Source organism: Opitutus terrae PB90-1, assembly GCF_000019965.1.
Taxonomy (GTDB): Bacteria; Verrucomicrobiota; Verrucomicrobiia; order Opitutales; family Opitutaceae; genus Opitutus; species Opitutus terrae.
Genome location: NC_010571.1, coordinates 671,422 through 685,023, shown reverse-complemented (window position 1 = coordinate 685,023; position 13,602 = coordinate 671,422). Strand labels below are relative to the sequence as shown.

The following is a 13,602-nucleotide window of genomic DNA, read 5'->3' as shown; positions in this document are numbered from 1 at the left end:
ATTTTTGCGCGTCAGCGTGCGTCCGCCGGGAGAACGATCTCAGGACCTCCGCACACGGCGGCGTGGATGTGGCCGAGGCTGACGACGTCTCCGGCACCGGGCGCGATCAGGGTGCGGCCGGTCGCGGCCAGCCGATCGGCGAGTGCGGCCAGTTGATCACCGGTGGCCGGAGGAAGCATGCCGAGCGCCAGCCGGGCTTCGGTTGCGATCGCGGGCGATAGCCGGACCGCAGTGAGAAAATTGCTGTTCACCGAAATCGTTGGCGCACCGGTGGTGGCCATCAGGCCGGGCGCGTTGCGCAAGCCCCAATTCTCGATGCAGCCAACGAGCAGCGCATAGGACAGCACCGGTCGCTCGCGCCAGTAGCCGAGCTCGACGTCATACGGATCGCGGCGCAACGCGCGTTGATAGGCGCGTTGGATCACCTGCGCATAGTCCGCGGGGTTTGTCGCGAGTCGCTGCACGTGGCGCTGGAGTTGCTCGACGTAGAGCGGGGCCGCGGCGGCGGGTGTGTCGGTGGCGGTTTGACCGAACGCGTCCTCGGCTGCGCGCTGCGCAACGGCCCGCGCGGCGCCGTCATCGCTCTGCAGCTGCTGACGATGAAGCGCGAGCAGCTCGGAAACGGACGATTCGTTACGCTGCGTCCACGACTGCAGTTCGGCGGCGGTCGGGGCGCGCCCCAGCGCGAGGACGAACGATGCGCCGACGCGCTCGGCCTGGGCCGCGGTGGACGGCGACTGCGCATGGGAATGGGAGACGGCGAGCAGTGCGAGAGCGGCGAAGGCAACGGCGCGGAAGTTCATCATGGGAGGGAACGCGCACTCGTGTCCGTAGTCCCGCAAATTCGCCAGTCGGCCAACGGTCTACCATTTGATCCGGACGACCTGGACCTCCATGTGAGGCCGCGGGGTGCGATAGTCGGCGGCCGGGTCCGTGTTCGCGAGCGGCCAGAGGCCCCATTCGATCAGCGTGGTGCCGAGCTGGGATTTGAAGGCGGGGCCGCCCTTGAGCACGGTAAAGTTGAGCGGTTCGTCGTCGGTGATCGGCCGAGGCGCGGCCGCGAGTGGCGTGTCGCGCACCACCATCCGCTTCATGAGCACGGCCGGGGCGCTCGCGTCCGGGGTGGCAGGAGCTGTCGCCGGGGTGTCGGGCACCAGTCGGTTGGCGACCCGCTCCAGTCGGACGCGTGGCTGCGGCGCGACGGAGGGTTCCGCGGCGGGAGCCGGAGCGATAAGCATCGGGGTGCTGCCGAGCACGCTGGCGATGAGGAGGCGTCGAATGATGAAAGGGGAGTTCATCGTCGTCCTTGGGTTACGTCCACGCAGCGGCGCGGGCGGTGCGGTCACACCCGCAGTGAATCCGGTTTGCGGGCCATCGCAACTGCGGACTGCGCGGGCCCACGCCGAAGCAGACGCCATTGGAAGGGCGGCACCGCGCTGCGGCCGGCGGAGTGGCTCGAGCACTGAACGGGTGGACTGAGCCCGCGCGCCGAGCGTCCGCCCTTCCGTCGCGGCTCCGGGTCGCCGCATGATCAAGCGGGGGAAGGCGCTAGATACCGTGAGGCAAGGGACCGCCCACTGGTCCGAATTGGGGCGCCGGCGAGTAGTGATCGAGCACCTGCGGATGCCGGCTTTGCGGGGCTACCACGATGACGATCGGCAGGTGGAGCACCATCGGAACCGGACTGCCTTGGACCTCGGCTGGAGTGAACGTCCATTGCGGCAGGGTGGCTGCCGTGCCTTGTGCGACCAGACGGTTGGTCTGATCGCAACAATAGATCGCCTGTAGCTGCCCATCCGCGCCGATCAGCAGCAGAAAATCGGCCGTGCCGGTGAGCGGTTCGCCGTCCTCCCAGGTGAGCGGCAGCCGCGGGGGCACGGAATGCGTGGGCTTCGCGGGGGTGGCGCCCGGTGGCAACGGCGTAAGCTTGACCGCGCCGAGCGTCGCGAGAGCCTTCTGTGACCGGAGCCCTTCGGGCGAAGGCGTGATCGATGCGACGTAGGTTTCGGCGGGGAGTCGCGCGACAAAGCTGTTGCGGTCGGATACCGGGACAGTGGCGCGCGGTGCGGCGCAGCCAGCATACATCAGCGCAGCGGAGACGAGCAGGAGCCAAGCGGTCTTCATGGTGCGGAGGGTAGGGTGCGAGGTGGAACAGGCCGGACCAACAGACCCGCGGGAAGACGTTGCCGACGGCCGGCCGTTACTTGCTGTTTCGAACAGCTTCCGTCTCGGTGCGAGCTCCCGGCAAGCCGGTGCCCGGTGTGACCTGCTACGCGACGATGCCCGGCGTGAGCCGGAAATCGGTGGCGAGCACCTCGAAGCCGGCGCCTGCATGGAAGTCACGGCGCCAGTGATAGCGGCCATCCGAATGAGTCACTTTCAGGATCTCGGGTGTGCGAATGGCGCTCGCGTCGTGCACGCCGAACGCGGGCTCGACGAAGTGCAGGAAGAGCGCGAGGGCATTGCCATGCGAGCCGAGCGCCAGCGTCTCGCCCGGATGACGGTGCACGAGTTCGTCCACCGCGGCGGCGATCCGCGCACGGCAGGTCCACGAGCACTCGCCGCCGTCGAGCGCGAACGAGAAATCCTCCCACGAGCGTCGCCACACCTCGCGAAAGTCCGGCACCCACTGCCCGGCGATGCGACGTTCGCGCAGGCCTTCGTGCACGGCGATCTCGAGGCCGCAGGCATCTGCGAACGGGACGAGCGTGTCGCGACAGCGGCGGTAGGGGCTGGTGTAGATCCGCGTGATTCCGAGCGGCGCGAGCGCTGGCACCAGTCCGGTCGCCTGAGCTTCGCCGGCGGGCGAGAGCGCCCAATCCGGTTCCGGCTGATGCATCAAGGGCAAGCTCTGCGCATGCCGCACGAGATACAGCGTCGTGGTCACAGCCTTGGATGGTAACGCGCTCGCGCGGGATGGATCGAGGGAAAATCGGCCCGCGGTGCGAATCGTTGGTTGGGTCCGGCCGCCGCTGGCAATGCGTGAGCCTGGAAGGCTCAGCTGAAATCGGAAAACCCGGCGCGAAGCGTGCGACGCCATGGCGTAGGATTGCCACGGCGAGCGCGAGATGACAGACGGTCCGCCATGGACGCCGTGCAGCAACCCGTGGCCGCCGCGAGCACGGACCAAGCACCGGCGGGCGCGTGGGCCGATCTGCCGCGACTCTATCGCGATCTGGCGTGGATCTGGCCGTGGTGGAGCCGGCCCGACGGCGACTACCGGACTTACTGCCACCATGTGCTGGAATTGCTCTCCAGCGCGGGCGTTCGCCACGGGGGGTCGATGCTGGTATTGGCCTGCGGCGGCGGCACCAACGTGTCGCATCTCAAGGAGTGCTTCGCGGTGACGGGCGTCGACCTGAGTGCGGAGATGCTAGCGCTCGCGCGAGCGACGAACCCGGGGTGCGAGTTTGTCCAGGGCGACATGCGCACCGTCGCGCTGGAGCGCCGGTTCGACGCGGTGTTCATTGACGACGGGATCGGCTACCTCGTGTCGCGGGAGGATCTGCTGGCGGTGTTCCGCAATGCGCGGAAACACCTGCGGCCGGGCGGAGCGGTGATCTTTACCGCGGATGCGTTGAAAGAAACGTTCGAACAGAACGCCACGACCGTGTGGCCAGTCGTCGAGACGGCGGGCGAACACCCAGCCGAGGTGACGATCGTGGAGAACCAATACGACCCGGACCCGAACGACGACACGTTCGAGACGATGATGCTCTTCCTGATCCGCGAAGGCGGTCGGCTGCGCGTCGAGCAGGATCGGCATGTGCTGGGATTGTTCTCACGAGCGATCTGGCAGGAGGTTTTGCGCGAAGCTGGATTCTTGGTGCGTGAGGTGCCCTATCGCGAAAACGATCGCGGCTACACATCGTTCGTCGGCGTGGCGCCGACGGATTGACTCATCGCTGGGCGGCGCGTTTCGCCGAATCGGAGATTCGCCCGGACGGCGGCCATGATTCGCCGTCACTTTCGTGCAGGACAAAAAACTCACCCGAGTCGGCCGCGCCGGTGTCGCGGGAGAAGAGCAACGACCGGCCGCTTGGCGAAAACACGGCGCCGACCTCCATGCCGTCGGCATTCGCCCCATCGCCGAGTTTCTCCTTCGGCCTCCAGCCGCGCGCGTCGCGTCGCGATTGATAAAGGCCGTCCGCGGCCATGATGATGAGTCGCGAGCCGTCGGGCGACGGCAACGGCTCGAATTCGTCCGCGGCGGAGTTGATCGCGGCGCCGAGGTTTTCCACGACCCAGTGGCCGTCTGGCTGCGGGTGGCCGCGCCAGATGTCATTGCCACCGAATCCGCCAGGCCGATTCGACCCGAAGTAGAACCAGCCGTCGGGCGCCGGTCGCGGAAACCATTCGGTGCTGGTCGAGTTGAGCGGCTCGGGCAGTCGTGTCGGTTGCTGCCAGGTGCCGTCGGCGTTGCGGTCGACCCGCCAGAGATCGAGATCCTTCCGGTGCACGCCGTCGGTTGAGCGATTGGAGATGAAGTAGAGCGTGCGCCCGTCGGCGGTGAAGAAAGGGTCGGCCTCCACGCCATCGCCGGCGAACGACGGCGCTTCCGGCTCGGACCAACCTTGGGTCGTGGGACGACTCACTAGAATTCGCCAACCGCGGAACTGCGGCGAGCTGCGGACGAAGTAGAGGTCGCCCGTTACCGGATCGAACGCGGCGTGCGATTCGAACTGCGGGCTGGAGATGTTGTGGGGTTTCCACGGAACGATCCGCGGTGTGTCGGCCGTAGCCAGAGGGAGGGCGAGCGAAAGCAGAACCAAGCCCGCGAGTGGGGTTTTCATGCGCCAGCCATCCGTAAACCGCCTTGCTGAAAAGTTCCCGCCGCCGGACTGCGACCGTCGTGCGCCAGCTCGATCAGAGCACCTGGTGGCGTCTTGCTAACGAGGCGCGGTCGCCATCGGATCGGTCGCCTCGTGCCGGGCATTTCCTTCGAGCACAAGATGCTGATCCCGACCATCGGGCGTCCGCAGCTCGAAAACGGACTCGCGCCGGCCGCTGATCTGGTCGGGAGCGGCGGCGCGCGGCAGGCCGAGGATCAACATGAGTCCAAGCGCCAGACCGGCGCCAAATGACAACGGGGAAAGGTCAGCCGGTTCGGTGGAGTCCATGGCTGCAGTCTATACTGCAACCGCGCCGTCCACAGGCAGCACAGCCGCAGCAAAACCAGCAACACAGGACCGGCACAGTCCGGCCGTGAAATCACCGAGTGGTGAAAACCGCCGCACGGCGAGAAGCCGTGCGCGCTCAGGTTTTCGCCCGCGCGAGCTTCACCTGCTGGTTTTGCGTTTTCTCGATTCCGATTTCGGTCGATGGTCCGTGTCCTGGATGGACGATGGTTTCGTCCGGCAACTGCTGGTAGAGTCGGCGCACCGATGTTTCCAATACGGCGCGTCCGCCGGCCTTGGGCAGGTCCCAGCGACCGATCCGTCGGTGGAACAGCACGTCGCCCGAAAACAGGATGCCCGCGGTGGAGTAACAGACGCTGCCACCGGAGTGCCCCGGGCTGGCGATCACCCGCAGCGTGAGCCCGCCAAGCGGGAAGGTCTGCCCGTCTTCGACGAAGACGTCCGGTTGGCCGAGTCGTGCGAAATCGAACGACATCGTCTCGGCCAGCGCCGCATCCGCAGCCATGCCCGCCTTGATGCGGGCGGCTTCTTCGGGCGCCATCACCTGTTCCCATTGCGCGTAGAATGCGGTGGCCTCGAATTCGAGACGCGACACGCACCACTGTGCGCGGGGGAAGCGGGCGCGCACCGCAGGCAACCCCTGCACATGATCCACGTGCGCGTGAGTAGTGAGCAAATATCGGACCTGCAAGCCGCGCTGCTCGATCACCGCGAGCAGCGCGTCGATCGGACCGCCGACGTCGATGAGCGCAGCGTCTCTCGTCGCGCGATCGTAGAGCAGGTAGGCGTTGGTTTTCATCGGGCCGGTGATGTCGTGCAGGACGACTACAGCCGGCGCGGCCGCAGCCGCCCCGACGAGCTTATCCGGCGCTGCGGCGAGCTCGAGGCTCAGCAGGCAGGCCAACAGCAGAAATGCACGCATGGGAAAATCCTCGCAGTGGAACCGCACGCTACTGCGAACGCGGGCGCACCGCGAGCATTGCGTGTCGGCGCGACCGGCACAGCGGCCCTCGCGGATTTGCAGAAGTGGCACGGGCGTCCCGCCCGTGGAAGCCGTTTGCCGCCTTCGCCAACGCCAACGACAAACGCGCCGTGATCGTGAGAGAGGTTGACCCATTACACGGGCAGGATGCCCGTGCCACGGCCGGAATCGGGTGCGTTGTCCGAAGCCGAGCGAGGCAGACCCGGACCGGCGACTAACCCGGATATTTCACGAGATTCGTGAAATATCCGCCCTGCGGGCCGACTTTGTCGGGGCTAACCGCGACAAGGTCGCTCCGTCGCAGGCGGACGAAAATTTCGAGCACATGACTACTCTCGTTCGTGAAATTTCCGGGCTAGCGCGACTCGGGCGGAGTGTCGGGCAGCGCGGCGAGCGCAACCGGTGACGGATAGCCCGACCACGCCAGCCATTTCTTCTCGAGCGTCGCACCGTTCGCCTCGAGCCAGTCGCGCACACGCTCACCACTGTCGTCGCCGTACTCGCGGTGCGAGTAGACCAGCACACAACCGACGCCGCCGACGAGCTTCACGTGTGCGACGACGAATTCGGTTTTCGTGAGCTGCGGGAACACGACCACCGCGAGGTGCTCGGCCGGTTTGTCGGGCGTGCGCGGCGTGGAGAACGCGCGAACCACCGTCGCGCGAGCGGCCTTGTAGTTGCCGAGCACGGCGTTCGCGAGTTGGGCGAGCGCCTCCTCGTCGCGGACCTGCGCATGGACGTTGATCGTGATCAGGTCGTCCCAATGGACGAGATCCGGCTGGCCGGCAGGCGTGAATTCATGCTGTCCCTGCCGGCTCCAACGGTGCTGATATTCCACGCCGTCGAACGTGCACGTGGGCGCGGCGGAGTTCGGCGCGGCCGCGACGAGATCGACGAACGTGACACCGAAGGAGAGGAGGAGCGGCACCAGCCAGGGCCGTAGGCGGGCGGGAAATTGCATGGGCACAGGATGGAAACGCGCGGCGGCCACGTCCACCCTTTGCCAAGCGCGGTATTCGCCAACAGTCGAGTGGAGGATTCGCGTTTTCGAGGCGATTCGGTCGGTGTTACGTCCTGATGGTGCGTGGAAGCGGCAGATTTCATGTGTAGGGCTGCCGCTCGCCGGCAGCCGCGCCTCAGAACGCAGCCGCAAGCAAGCATCCGGCCGGCGGCTAGCGCCGGCCCTACGGTGTGAATCGATCGAACGCGCGGGGATTTCGGAGCGCCGCTAGAGCGCCGGATGCGGCAGCAGCCGGGCGAGCAACACGGCGATCACCGGAATCACGATCGCGCAGAGCACGAGGTAGCCGGCGAGCAGCGCTGTGGTGCCGCCGGGGCCGGGGAAGCGCTTGCGGATCTCGAGCCAGACGCCGTGAGCCAGTTCCGGTAGCCGGCCCGGAGTTTTTTCCGAGACGCCGGCGTAGATCTGGTTCACCAACCCGCGCAGTGCGACCACGGCGTCGCGGTCGAGCGGTCGCGTCTGCCAGTCCGGATCACGGCGCGCCTCGCGAATGATGCGGGCGCGGCGAAACGCCTGCGGTGTGCCAAGCAGCATGAACCCGGCGACCACGCCGAGGACCCAGCTTTGCGCCCGCCAGGCCAGCCAGCCGAGTCCGGCAACGGCGAGAAGGCGGAACAGCAATTCCAAAACGGGAAACCGGGAGAACAGCGTGTCGTTGGCAAACTGGCCCCCGTCGAGCGGCACGAGCGGCAGGAGGTTGAACGCGTTGAGGAAAAGCGAGGCCCAGGCAAACTCCACCAGCCACGGCGGTGCGCCGGTGACCAGCGCAAGCACCCCCGCAAGCACCGCGCTGGCGATGCCGACGAGCGGACCGGCGAGCGAGACGAGCGCGTTCTTCGTGGCGTCGAGTTCGCGCGGCTGGCCCGTGGCGAGGCCGCCGAAGAACGGGAGGAAGAGCATCCGGACGTTCTTGTAGCCGAACACGCGCATCGCGAGCACGTGGCCCAGTTCGTGAATCGCAATCGCGACGGCGAGGAAGATGACCGTGCGCCAGCCCCAGTTGAGTCCGCCGATCGCGATGAACAGCACGGCGGTGATCAGGAGCAGCTGCGACGAAATGCCGCTGGCCGGCGTTGCCTCGCCCCGGGCCCGAACCTGCGCGAGCAGGAACTCGTCGGCGTCGACGGGCGTTGGTGTGGGCGAGGAATCGAGGTGATTGTCGGCGGCGGGCTGGGACTCGGACATGCGGCGGCAGACTGCCAGAGCCCGACAGCAGGCGTCGATGCGGAAGGGCGGCCGCCGCGGGATCCCCGACAAAACTGGAGGCGTGGGTGGCGTGGCGGTTCCGCTCGCGGCAGGGTGCATCGCGGAGGAGGTGGAACGCATTGCCCTCAAGGCGCTGGTCGGAGTCGTAACCGCGTTGCGCGGTTTTGCGTAGCCCGCGCGTCGGCGGGTGCGACGCGGTCCCCACGGCGAAGTCGTGCGGCTACGAGGAAGTGAGTGCGTTTTACGTTTCAACAAACCCACGGGCGAGACGTCCGTGCCAACGTGCCAAAAGCTGATTTGCACTGCGCGGAGGCGCATTCGGGGCAACGGGCTTCACCTTTCGCGGGCGTCAGCTATGTTTCCGCGCGTGAGCACCCTTGATTCTGTCAGACCCACCCCGGCCGGCTCACGATCGTCGACGTGGGCGACGCTGGAGGACGTGCGCGACATGGCGGACCACGCGTTCTCACGGAGCGCCGGCGCGCCACTGATCACGGGCAACGCGATCCGGCTGCTGCGTGATGCGCGCGAGAATTATCCGGCGTGGCTGGAGGCGATTCGCAGCGCGCGCCGGCGGGTGCATTTCGAAAACTACATCATCGCCGACGATCGGACGGGCAACACATTCGCCGAGGCGTTGATCGAGCGGGCGACCGCGGGGGTGAGCGTGCGGTTGATCTATGACTGGCTTGGCGCGTTCGGAAAATCGTCCCGCGCTTTTCGAGCACGGCTCGCGGCGGGCGGGGTTGAGGTGCGTTGCTACAACCCGCCGCGGCTCGAATCACCGCTCGGCTGGGTCTCGCGGGATCACCGGAAGCTGCTGACGGTGGACGGCGAGGTGGGTTTCGTATCCGGCTTGTGCGTCGCCGACCTGTGGCTCGGTGATCCGCTGAAGGATCTCGAGCCGTGGCGCGACACCGGCGTGGAGATTCGCGGGCCGGCCGTGACGGAGCTCGAGCGAGCGTTCGGGCGGGTGTGGGCGATGCTCGGCGCGCCGCTGCCCGCGGCGAACGGACGCACCGCGGATGAGAACAACCGGCCGGGAACGGCGGGTTCCACCGCGGCGATTGCGCCGGTGGGCGACGTGGCGATGCGGATTGTCGCCAGCGAGCCCGCGACCTCGGGCACGTATCGGCTGGACCAGCTGGTCGTCGCCTTTGCGCGGCAACGGGTGTGGCTCACGGATGCCTATTATCTCGGCGCGCCGACGTATGTGCAGGCATTGATCACGTCGGCGCGCGACGGGGTCGACGTGCGGATGCTGTTCACGCGGGCGAGCGACGTGCCGCTGTTGAAAGTGGTGTCACGCATCGGTTATCGGCCGCTGCTCGAGGCGGGCGTGCGGATTTTCGAGTGGAACGGCTCGGTGCTGCACGCGAAGACCGCCGTGATCGACCGCCGCTGGTCGCGCGTCGGCTCCACCAATCTCAATCTGGCGAGCTGGATGGGGAACTGCGAATTGGACGCGGTCGTCGAGGACGAAGGCTTCGCGCATCAAATGGAACAGATGTTCGAACAGGACCTGGCGAACGCGACGGAGATCGTGCTGGAGGCGCGGCGCCGGATTCGCGCCAACGCCGCGGGGACGAAGCGGCACGCGCGCGATCACCGTCACGGCAGCGGGCGGGCCGCCGCGAGCGCGGCGCGGATCGGCAACGTGCTGGGTGCCGCGTTGATGGATCGGCGCGTGATCGAGCCGGTGGAGCGGCGGACGCTGTTGGGGACGGGCGCGGTGCTGCTCGGGTTGGCCGTGCTGTTCGTCGTGTTTCCGCGGGTGCTCGCGTATCCGGCGGGAGCCCTTCTGCTATGGATCGCGCTCACGCTGCTCTATCGCGGCTGGCGTCTGCGCCGGCCGCGCTCGAGCAGTCCGCCGTCGGACTCACGCACGACATCTCAGTGAGTGGGTCCCACAAGGATGGCGTCGGTCACATCTTGTCCGTCCTGCTCGAATCGCGCGGTGGTAAGCTGTGCCGGCAGCGGACGGGCGTGCGAGTTCATGCCGTCCACAAACCGGATCTGGCTGATCCCGCTCACGCGAACCGGTTGTCCATTCGGCTGATCCATTCCGCCACCTGCGATCCGAACGTCGTTCGCGTCTCCGAAGATCATCGTTGGAGATGCGTTATCGAACGCGAGGATGTCCCCAACGACCACCGGTCCGACGATTTGCACGCCGGGCGCATAGATACCGGTCAGACCATCCGATCCGAAATAGACCGCATTCCCAGTGCGGATTCCGCCAAACCGGCCGTTCCGGCTAGAAATCAGAATGAATCCGATGTCAGCCAGGCCGTCGTACTCGACGCCGGCGCGGAAGAGGCCCTGATCGATTGCGGTGATCGAGCCCACGCTGAAGACCGAGACGTTCGTGGATTCGTCGGCACCCGTGATCACGATGCCCGCGTGTCCTTTCGCGTAGCTCACATTCTGGTTGTATTTCTCGGGCTGCGCGGGCCCGGAGTTGTCCATCAGCACCACCGCCAGTGAGCCGGACCCGCTGAACTCGACCTGCACGATGTCTCCATCCAAGTCGAGGAACGACGTGCGTGTCATCTGCTGCTGATCGGCGGTGACGACGACCGCTTTGCCCTCGAGCAACACCTGGTCGTAGATGTGGCCGTTGGCATGAACGATGTCCGGCCCAACCAGCCGGCCGTTGCCCGCGACAGGGGTGGTGCCCTCCACCGCGATGACTGCGGACTGGCTGTCGACCGCGATATCCGGTGTGGTAATCCGGACGTGGTACTGACCGGCCTCGGAGGCAGCAGCGTCCGGGATCGTCAGAGTCCGCGATGTCGCGCCGGAGAGGATTTCACCGTTCCGGTACCATTCGTAGCTCATGGCCTTGCTGCAGGTGGCGGACACCGTCATCTGCACCGTCGCTCCGAGCCGTACTGTCGCGCTAGTTGGCTGAGTGGTGATATCGGGCAGATCGATTACGAACAGACTCACGTTTGTGGAGGCAACGGCGGCGCCAATGCCATTGTCGACGACGCATCGGTATAGCTCCCCGTTCATGATCAAAGTCGGGGAGGACACCTTCAGCGTGCTGGTCTCCACTCCGGCGTAAGCACCACCCTCGGCGAGCGGGAGGAACGTGGTGTCGCCGATTCGCTTTCGTTCCCAGCGGAACTGGGGTGCTGGCAGCCCGCTCGCTGCCACCGAAAACGAAGCTGCAGTTCCCTCCACGACGCGCTGTTCCGCGGGATTGCTGGAGATCACCGCGGTACGCGCGCCGGTGGGGACGCCGCGTCGGACTAGGTTGGTGTAGTACTCGATGATGTGGATGATGCCGAAGCGGTCCACCGACACTCCCATGGGCCCGTAGAAGCGTGCGGCGGTGCCGATCCCGTCCGCAGTCTCGCCGCGGTGTGCTGAGGATCCTCCAAGGGTGGTGACGAAGCCGTCGGGTGAGATCATGCGAAGCGTATCGCCGGCGAGGTCGACGACGTACAGCGCGCCGTTGGGGCCGATAGCCAAACCGTAGGGATTGAAGAAGGACGCAATGCCTATCGGCCCGTCGTTGGCGCCCTGGGTCGACGTATGGCCCGCGAAGGTCGTGACCACTCCGGCGGGAGTGACTTTCCGGATTTTCCAATTATTCGTGTCCGCGACATACAGGTTGTCCGCCCCATCGATCACGATCCCCATCGGGTCGCGAAATCGCGCGGCGGCCCCGGCGCCGTCATCTTGGCCGGTTTCGCCCGGCATCCCGGCAAACGTCGTCACGATACCTTGGGATATCTTGCGGATGGTGCTCGCACCCCTGTCGACGACGAAGATGTTGCCCGAACTGTCGACCGCGAGACCATCCACGGCGCGAAACCGGGCTGATGCAGCGGGGCCGTCCGTGTCGCCGTCCTCGCCGTCCGCGCCCGCGATGGTCGTGACTGCGCCGGCCAGGGTGACCTTTCGGATCGTGCGACCGTCGCCCACCAGCAAGTTGCCCTCCTTGTCCGGCGTGATCCCTCGTAGATCCCGAAACTGTGCTGCGTAGCCCGATCCGTCGCGGAATCCGGGGTAACCCAGCAACCCGGCAAGGGTCGAAACCTCGCCCGAGCGCGTGACCCGGCGGATTGCGTATCCGCCGGAGTCCGTCACATACAGATTTCCGTCAACGGCGAGCGCGGATCCGATCGGTTGCACAAAACGCGCGTTGGCGCCAACGCCGTTTCTGCTGGTGTACGAGTCGGTCGGCCCGGCGACGACGGACAGGACGGAGCCCGACTCCAGCCGTTTGATGCGATCATCCGCCGCGATGTAGAGAACTCCGTTCGGATCGATCGTGATGCCCTCGCCTGCGGTGTCGGCGACGGTCGTCACCGTTCCCTCCGGGCTGATCTTCCGGATCGCCCGGTTGATGGCATCGTTCACCCAGATGGCACCCGCCGGGTCGATAGCGAGGGAGGTGGGGCAGAAGAAGCGCGCATTTGCTGCCGGGCCATCGGCGAAGCCGCTTTCTCCTGCCGCGCCTGCCAGGGTAGTGACTTCACCGGCCGGATTGATCTTTCGGATCGTGTGGTTGTTGATGTCGGCCACGTAGACATTGCCCGCAGCATCGATCGCCAGTCCCTCGGGATCCCTGAACCGCGCCTGATCCCCGGGACCATCGGCGCTGCCCGCGCTGCCGCCGTGGCCCGCCCAGGTCGACACGTTTCCGAGTTGGTCCACTCGCCTGATGGTGTGCGCTGAGCGGTCCGAGACAAAGATAACGCCCGTGGCATTCACGGCGATGCCGCGGGGGTAGGAGAACTGCGCCTCGGTGCCGGGCCCATCCATGTACCCATAGCGGAGCGGGCCTCCGGCGAGCGTGGTGACGACCCCGGCCGGAGTCACCTTTCTGATCGCATGGCCGTTGCTGTCGGCAACGTAGAGGTCACCACTCGGCCCGACGACGAGAGCGCTCGGATTGTGAAACAATGCGTTGCTGCCAACTCCGTCGATGCAGCCATGCACATTCGCCACGCCGGCGAGCGTCGTGACCACCCCTGCGGGAGTGATCGCACGGATGGTCGAGTTGGCGAGATCCGCTACGTAGACAAGGCCGTTGGGGGCGATCGCCACTCCGTTGGCTCCGTTGAACCTCGCCACCGCCGCCGCCCCATCACGGCTTCCCTTGTTCCATTCTCCGGCAAGGGTTGTGAACGTGTAACTCTGCGCATGCATGGCGAGGCAGAGCAGCGCGGAACAGAAGGCTAGGGGAATCCAGAGGCGCATGGTCGTGAGGAGGTGCTGTTTACCGGCACAGAGGTGGT

12 protein-coding genes are annotated in these 13,602 nt (G+C 66.4%); 2 read left to right on the top strand and 10 right to left on the bottom strand.

What is annotated here, in order from left to right; all coding sequences use genetic code 11:
* Nucleotides 1-11: 11 nt before the first annotated feature.
* The 4 genes from OTER_RS02845 to OTER_RS26075 all read right to left on the bottom strand — a co-directional run bounded on the left by OTER_RS02845 (nt 12) and on the right by OTER_RS26075 (nt 2,887).
* Nucleotides 12-806, bottom strand: coding sequence for a hypothetical protein (locus tag OTER_RS02845; protein ID WP_012373395.1), 795 nt, complete (start codon nt 804-806; stop codon nt 12-14).
* A 57-nt stretch (nt 807-863) separates the two neighbouring features.
* Nucleotides 864-1,298 carry a hypothetical protein gene (locus OTER_RS02840; protein ID WP_012373394.1) on the bottom strand — a complete coding sequence of 145 codons (435 nt, stop codon included), beginning with the start codon at nt 1,296-1,298 and terminating at the stop codon, nt 864-866.
* Between the two features lie 250 nt (nt 1,299-1,548).
* Nucleotides 1,549-2,124, bottom strand: coding sequence for a hypothetical protein (locus OTER_RS02835; RefSeq protein ID WP_012373393.1), 576 nt, complete (start codon nt 2,122-2,124; stop codon nt 1,549-1,551).
* Between the two features lie 145 nt (nt 2,125-2,269).
* Nucleotides 2,270-2,887, bottom strand: a complete 618-nt coding sequence (locus tag OTER_RS26075) for a histidine phosphatase family protein (protein ID WP_012373392.1) — start codon at nt 2,885-2,887, stop codon at nt 2,270-2,272.
* A 198-nt stretch (nt 2,888-3,085) separates the two neighbouring features.
* On the opposite strand from OTER_RS26075, the gene OTER_RS02825 reads away from it, so the two are divergent.
* Nucleotides 3,086-3,898 (top strand): class I SAM-dependent DNA methyltransferase, encoded by an 813-nt coding sequence (locus OTER_RS02825; protein ID WP_012373391.1) that lies wholly within the window; start codon nt 3,086-3,088, stop codon nt 3,896-3,898.
* Nucleotide 3,899: 1 nt separating this feature from the next.
* Here OTER_RS02825 and OTER_RS02820 read toward each other — a convergent pair whose 3' ends face one another.
* From OTER_RS02820 to OTER_RS02800, 5 genes are all read right to left on the bottom strand, one after another.
* Nucleotides 3,900-4,793, bottom strand: coding sequence for a TolB family protein (locus OTER_RS02820; protein WP_012373390.1), 894 nt, complete (start codon nt 4,791-4,793; stop codon nt 3,900-3,902).
* Nucleotides 4,794-4,889: 96 nt separating this feature from the next.
* Nucleotides 4,890-5,120 (bottom strand): hypothetical protein, encoded by a 231-nt coding sequence (locus OTER_RS02815; protein ID WP_012373389.1) that lies wholly within the window; start codon nt 5,118-5,120, stop codon nt 4,890-4,892.
* Nucleotides 5,121-5,256: 136 nt separating this feature from the next.
* Nucleotides 5,257-6,060 carry an MBL fold metallo-hydrolase gene (locus OTER_RS02810; protein ID WP_012373388.1) on the bottom strand — a complete coding sequence of 268 codons (804 nt, stop codon included), beginning with the start codon at nt 6,058-6,060 and terminating at the stop codon, nt 5,257-5,259.
* A 415-nt stretch (nt 6,061-6,475) separates the two neighbouring features.
* Nucleotides 6,476-7,081, bottom strand: coding sequence for a hypothetical protein (locus OTER_RS02805; protein WP_012373387.1), 606 nt, complete (start codon nt 7,079-7,081; stop codon nt 6,476-6,478).
* A 267-nt stretch (nt 7,082-7,348) separates the two neighbouring features.
* Complete coding sequence (locus OTER_RS02800; protein ID WP_044891514.1) at nt 7,349-8,326, bottom strand: metalloprotease; 978 nt, start codon at nt 8,324-8,326, stop codon at nt 7,349-7,351.
* A 388-nt stretch (nt 8,327-8,714) separates the two neighbouring features.
* Here OTER_RS02800 and OTER_RS02790 point away from each other — a divergent pair, with 388 nt between their 5' ends.
* Nucleotides 8,715-10,247, top strand: coding sequence for a phospholipase D-like domain-containing protein (locus OTER_RS02790; RefSeq protein WP_202796016.1), 1,533 nt, complete (start codon nt 8,715-8,717; stop codon nt 10,245-10,247).
* On the opposite strand, the gene OTER_RS23550 is transcribed toward OTER_RS02790, so the two are convergent.
* Complete coding sequence (locus OTER_RS23550) at nt 10,241-13,564, bottom strand: immunoglobulin domain-containing protein (RefSeq protein ID WP_158305343.1); 3,324 nt, start codon at nt 13,562-13,564, stop codon at nt 10,241-10,243. The genes OTER_RS02790 and OTER_RS23550 overlap by 7 nt on opposite strands.
* Nucleotides 13,565-13,602 lie beyond the last annotated feature (38 nt).

Excerpts from the sequence above, each read along its gene's own strand:
- OTER_RS02845 (WP_012373395.1), bottom strand. The coding sequence starts at position 806 with ATGATGAACTTCCGCGCCGTTGCCTTCGCCGCTCTCGCACTGCTCGCC.
- OTER_RS02840 (WP_012373394.1), bottom strand. The coding sequence starts at position 1,298 with ATGAACTCCCCTTTCATCATTCGACGCCTCCTCATCGCCAGCGTGCTC.
- OTER_RS02835 (WP_012373393.1), bottom strand. The coding sequence starts at position 2,124 with ATGAAGACCGCTTGGCTCCTGCTCGTCTCCGCTGCGCTGATGTATGCT.
- OTER_RS02825 (WP_012373391.1), top strand. The coding sequence starts at position 3,086 with ATGGACGCCGTGCAGCAACCCGTGGCCGCCGCGAGCACGGACCAAGCA.
- OTER_RS02820 (WP_012373390.1), bottom strand. The coding sequence starts at position 4,793 with ATGAAAACCCCACTCGCGGGCTTGGTTCTGCTTTCGCTCGCCCTCCCT.
- OTER_RS02815 (WP_012373389.1), bottom strand. The coding sequence starts at position 5,120 with ATGGACTCCACCGAACCGGCTGACCTTTCCCCGTTGTCATTTGGCGCC.
- OTER_RS02810 (WP_012373388.1), bottom strand. The coding sequence starts at position 6,060 with ATGCGTGCATTTCTGCTGTTGGCCTGCCTGCTGAGCCTCGAGCTCGCC.
- OTER_RS02805 (WP_012373387.1), bottom strand. The coding sequence starts at position 7,081 with ATGCAATTTCCCGCCCGCCTACGGCCCTGGCTGGTGCCGCTCCTCCTC.
- OTER_RS02800 (WP_044891514.1), bottom strand. The coding sequence starts at position 8,326 with ATGTCCGAGTCCCAGCCCGCCGCCGACAATCACCTCGATTCCTCGCCC.
- OTER_RS23550 (WP_158305343.1), bottom strand. The coding sequence starts at position 13,564 with ATGCGCCTCTGGATTCCCCTAGCCTTCTGTTCCGCGCTGCTCTGCCTC.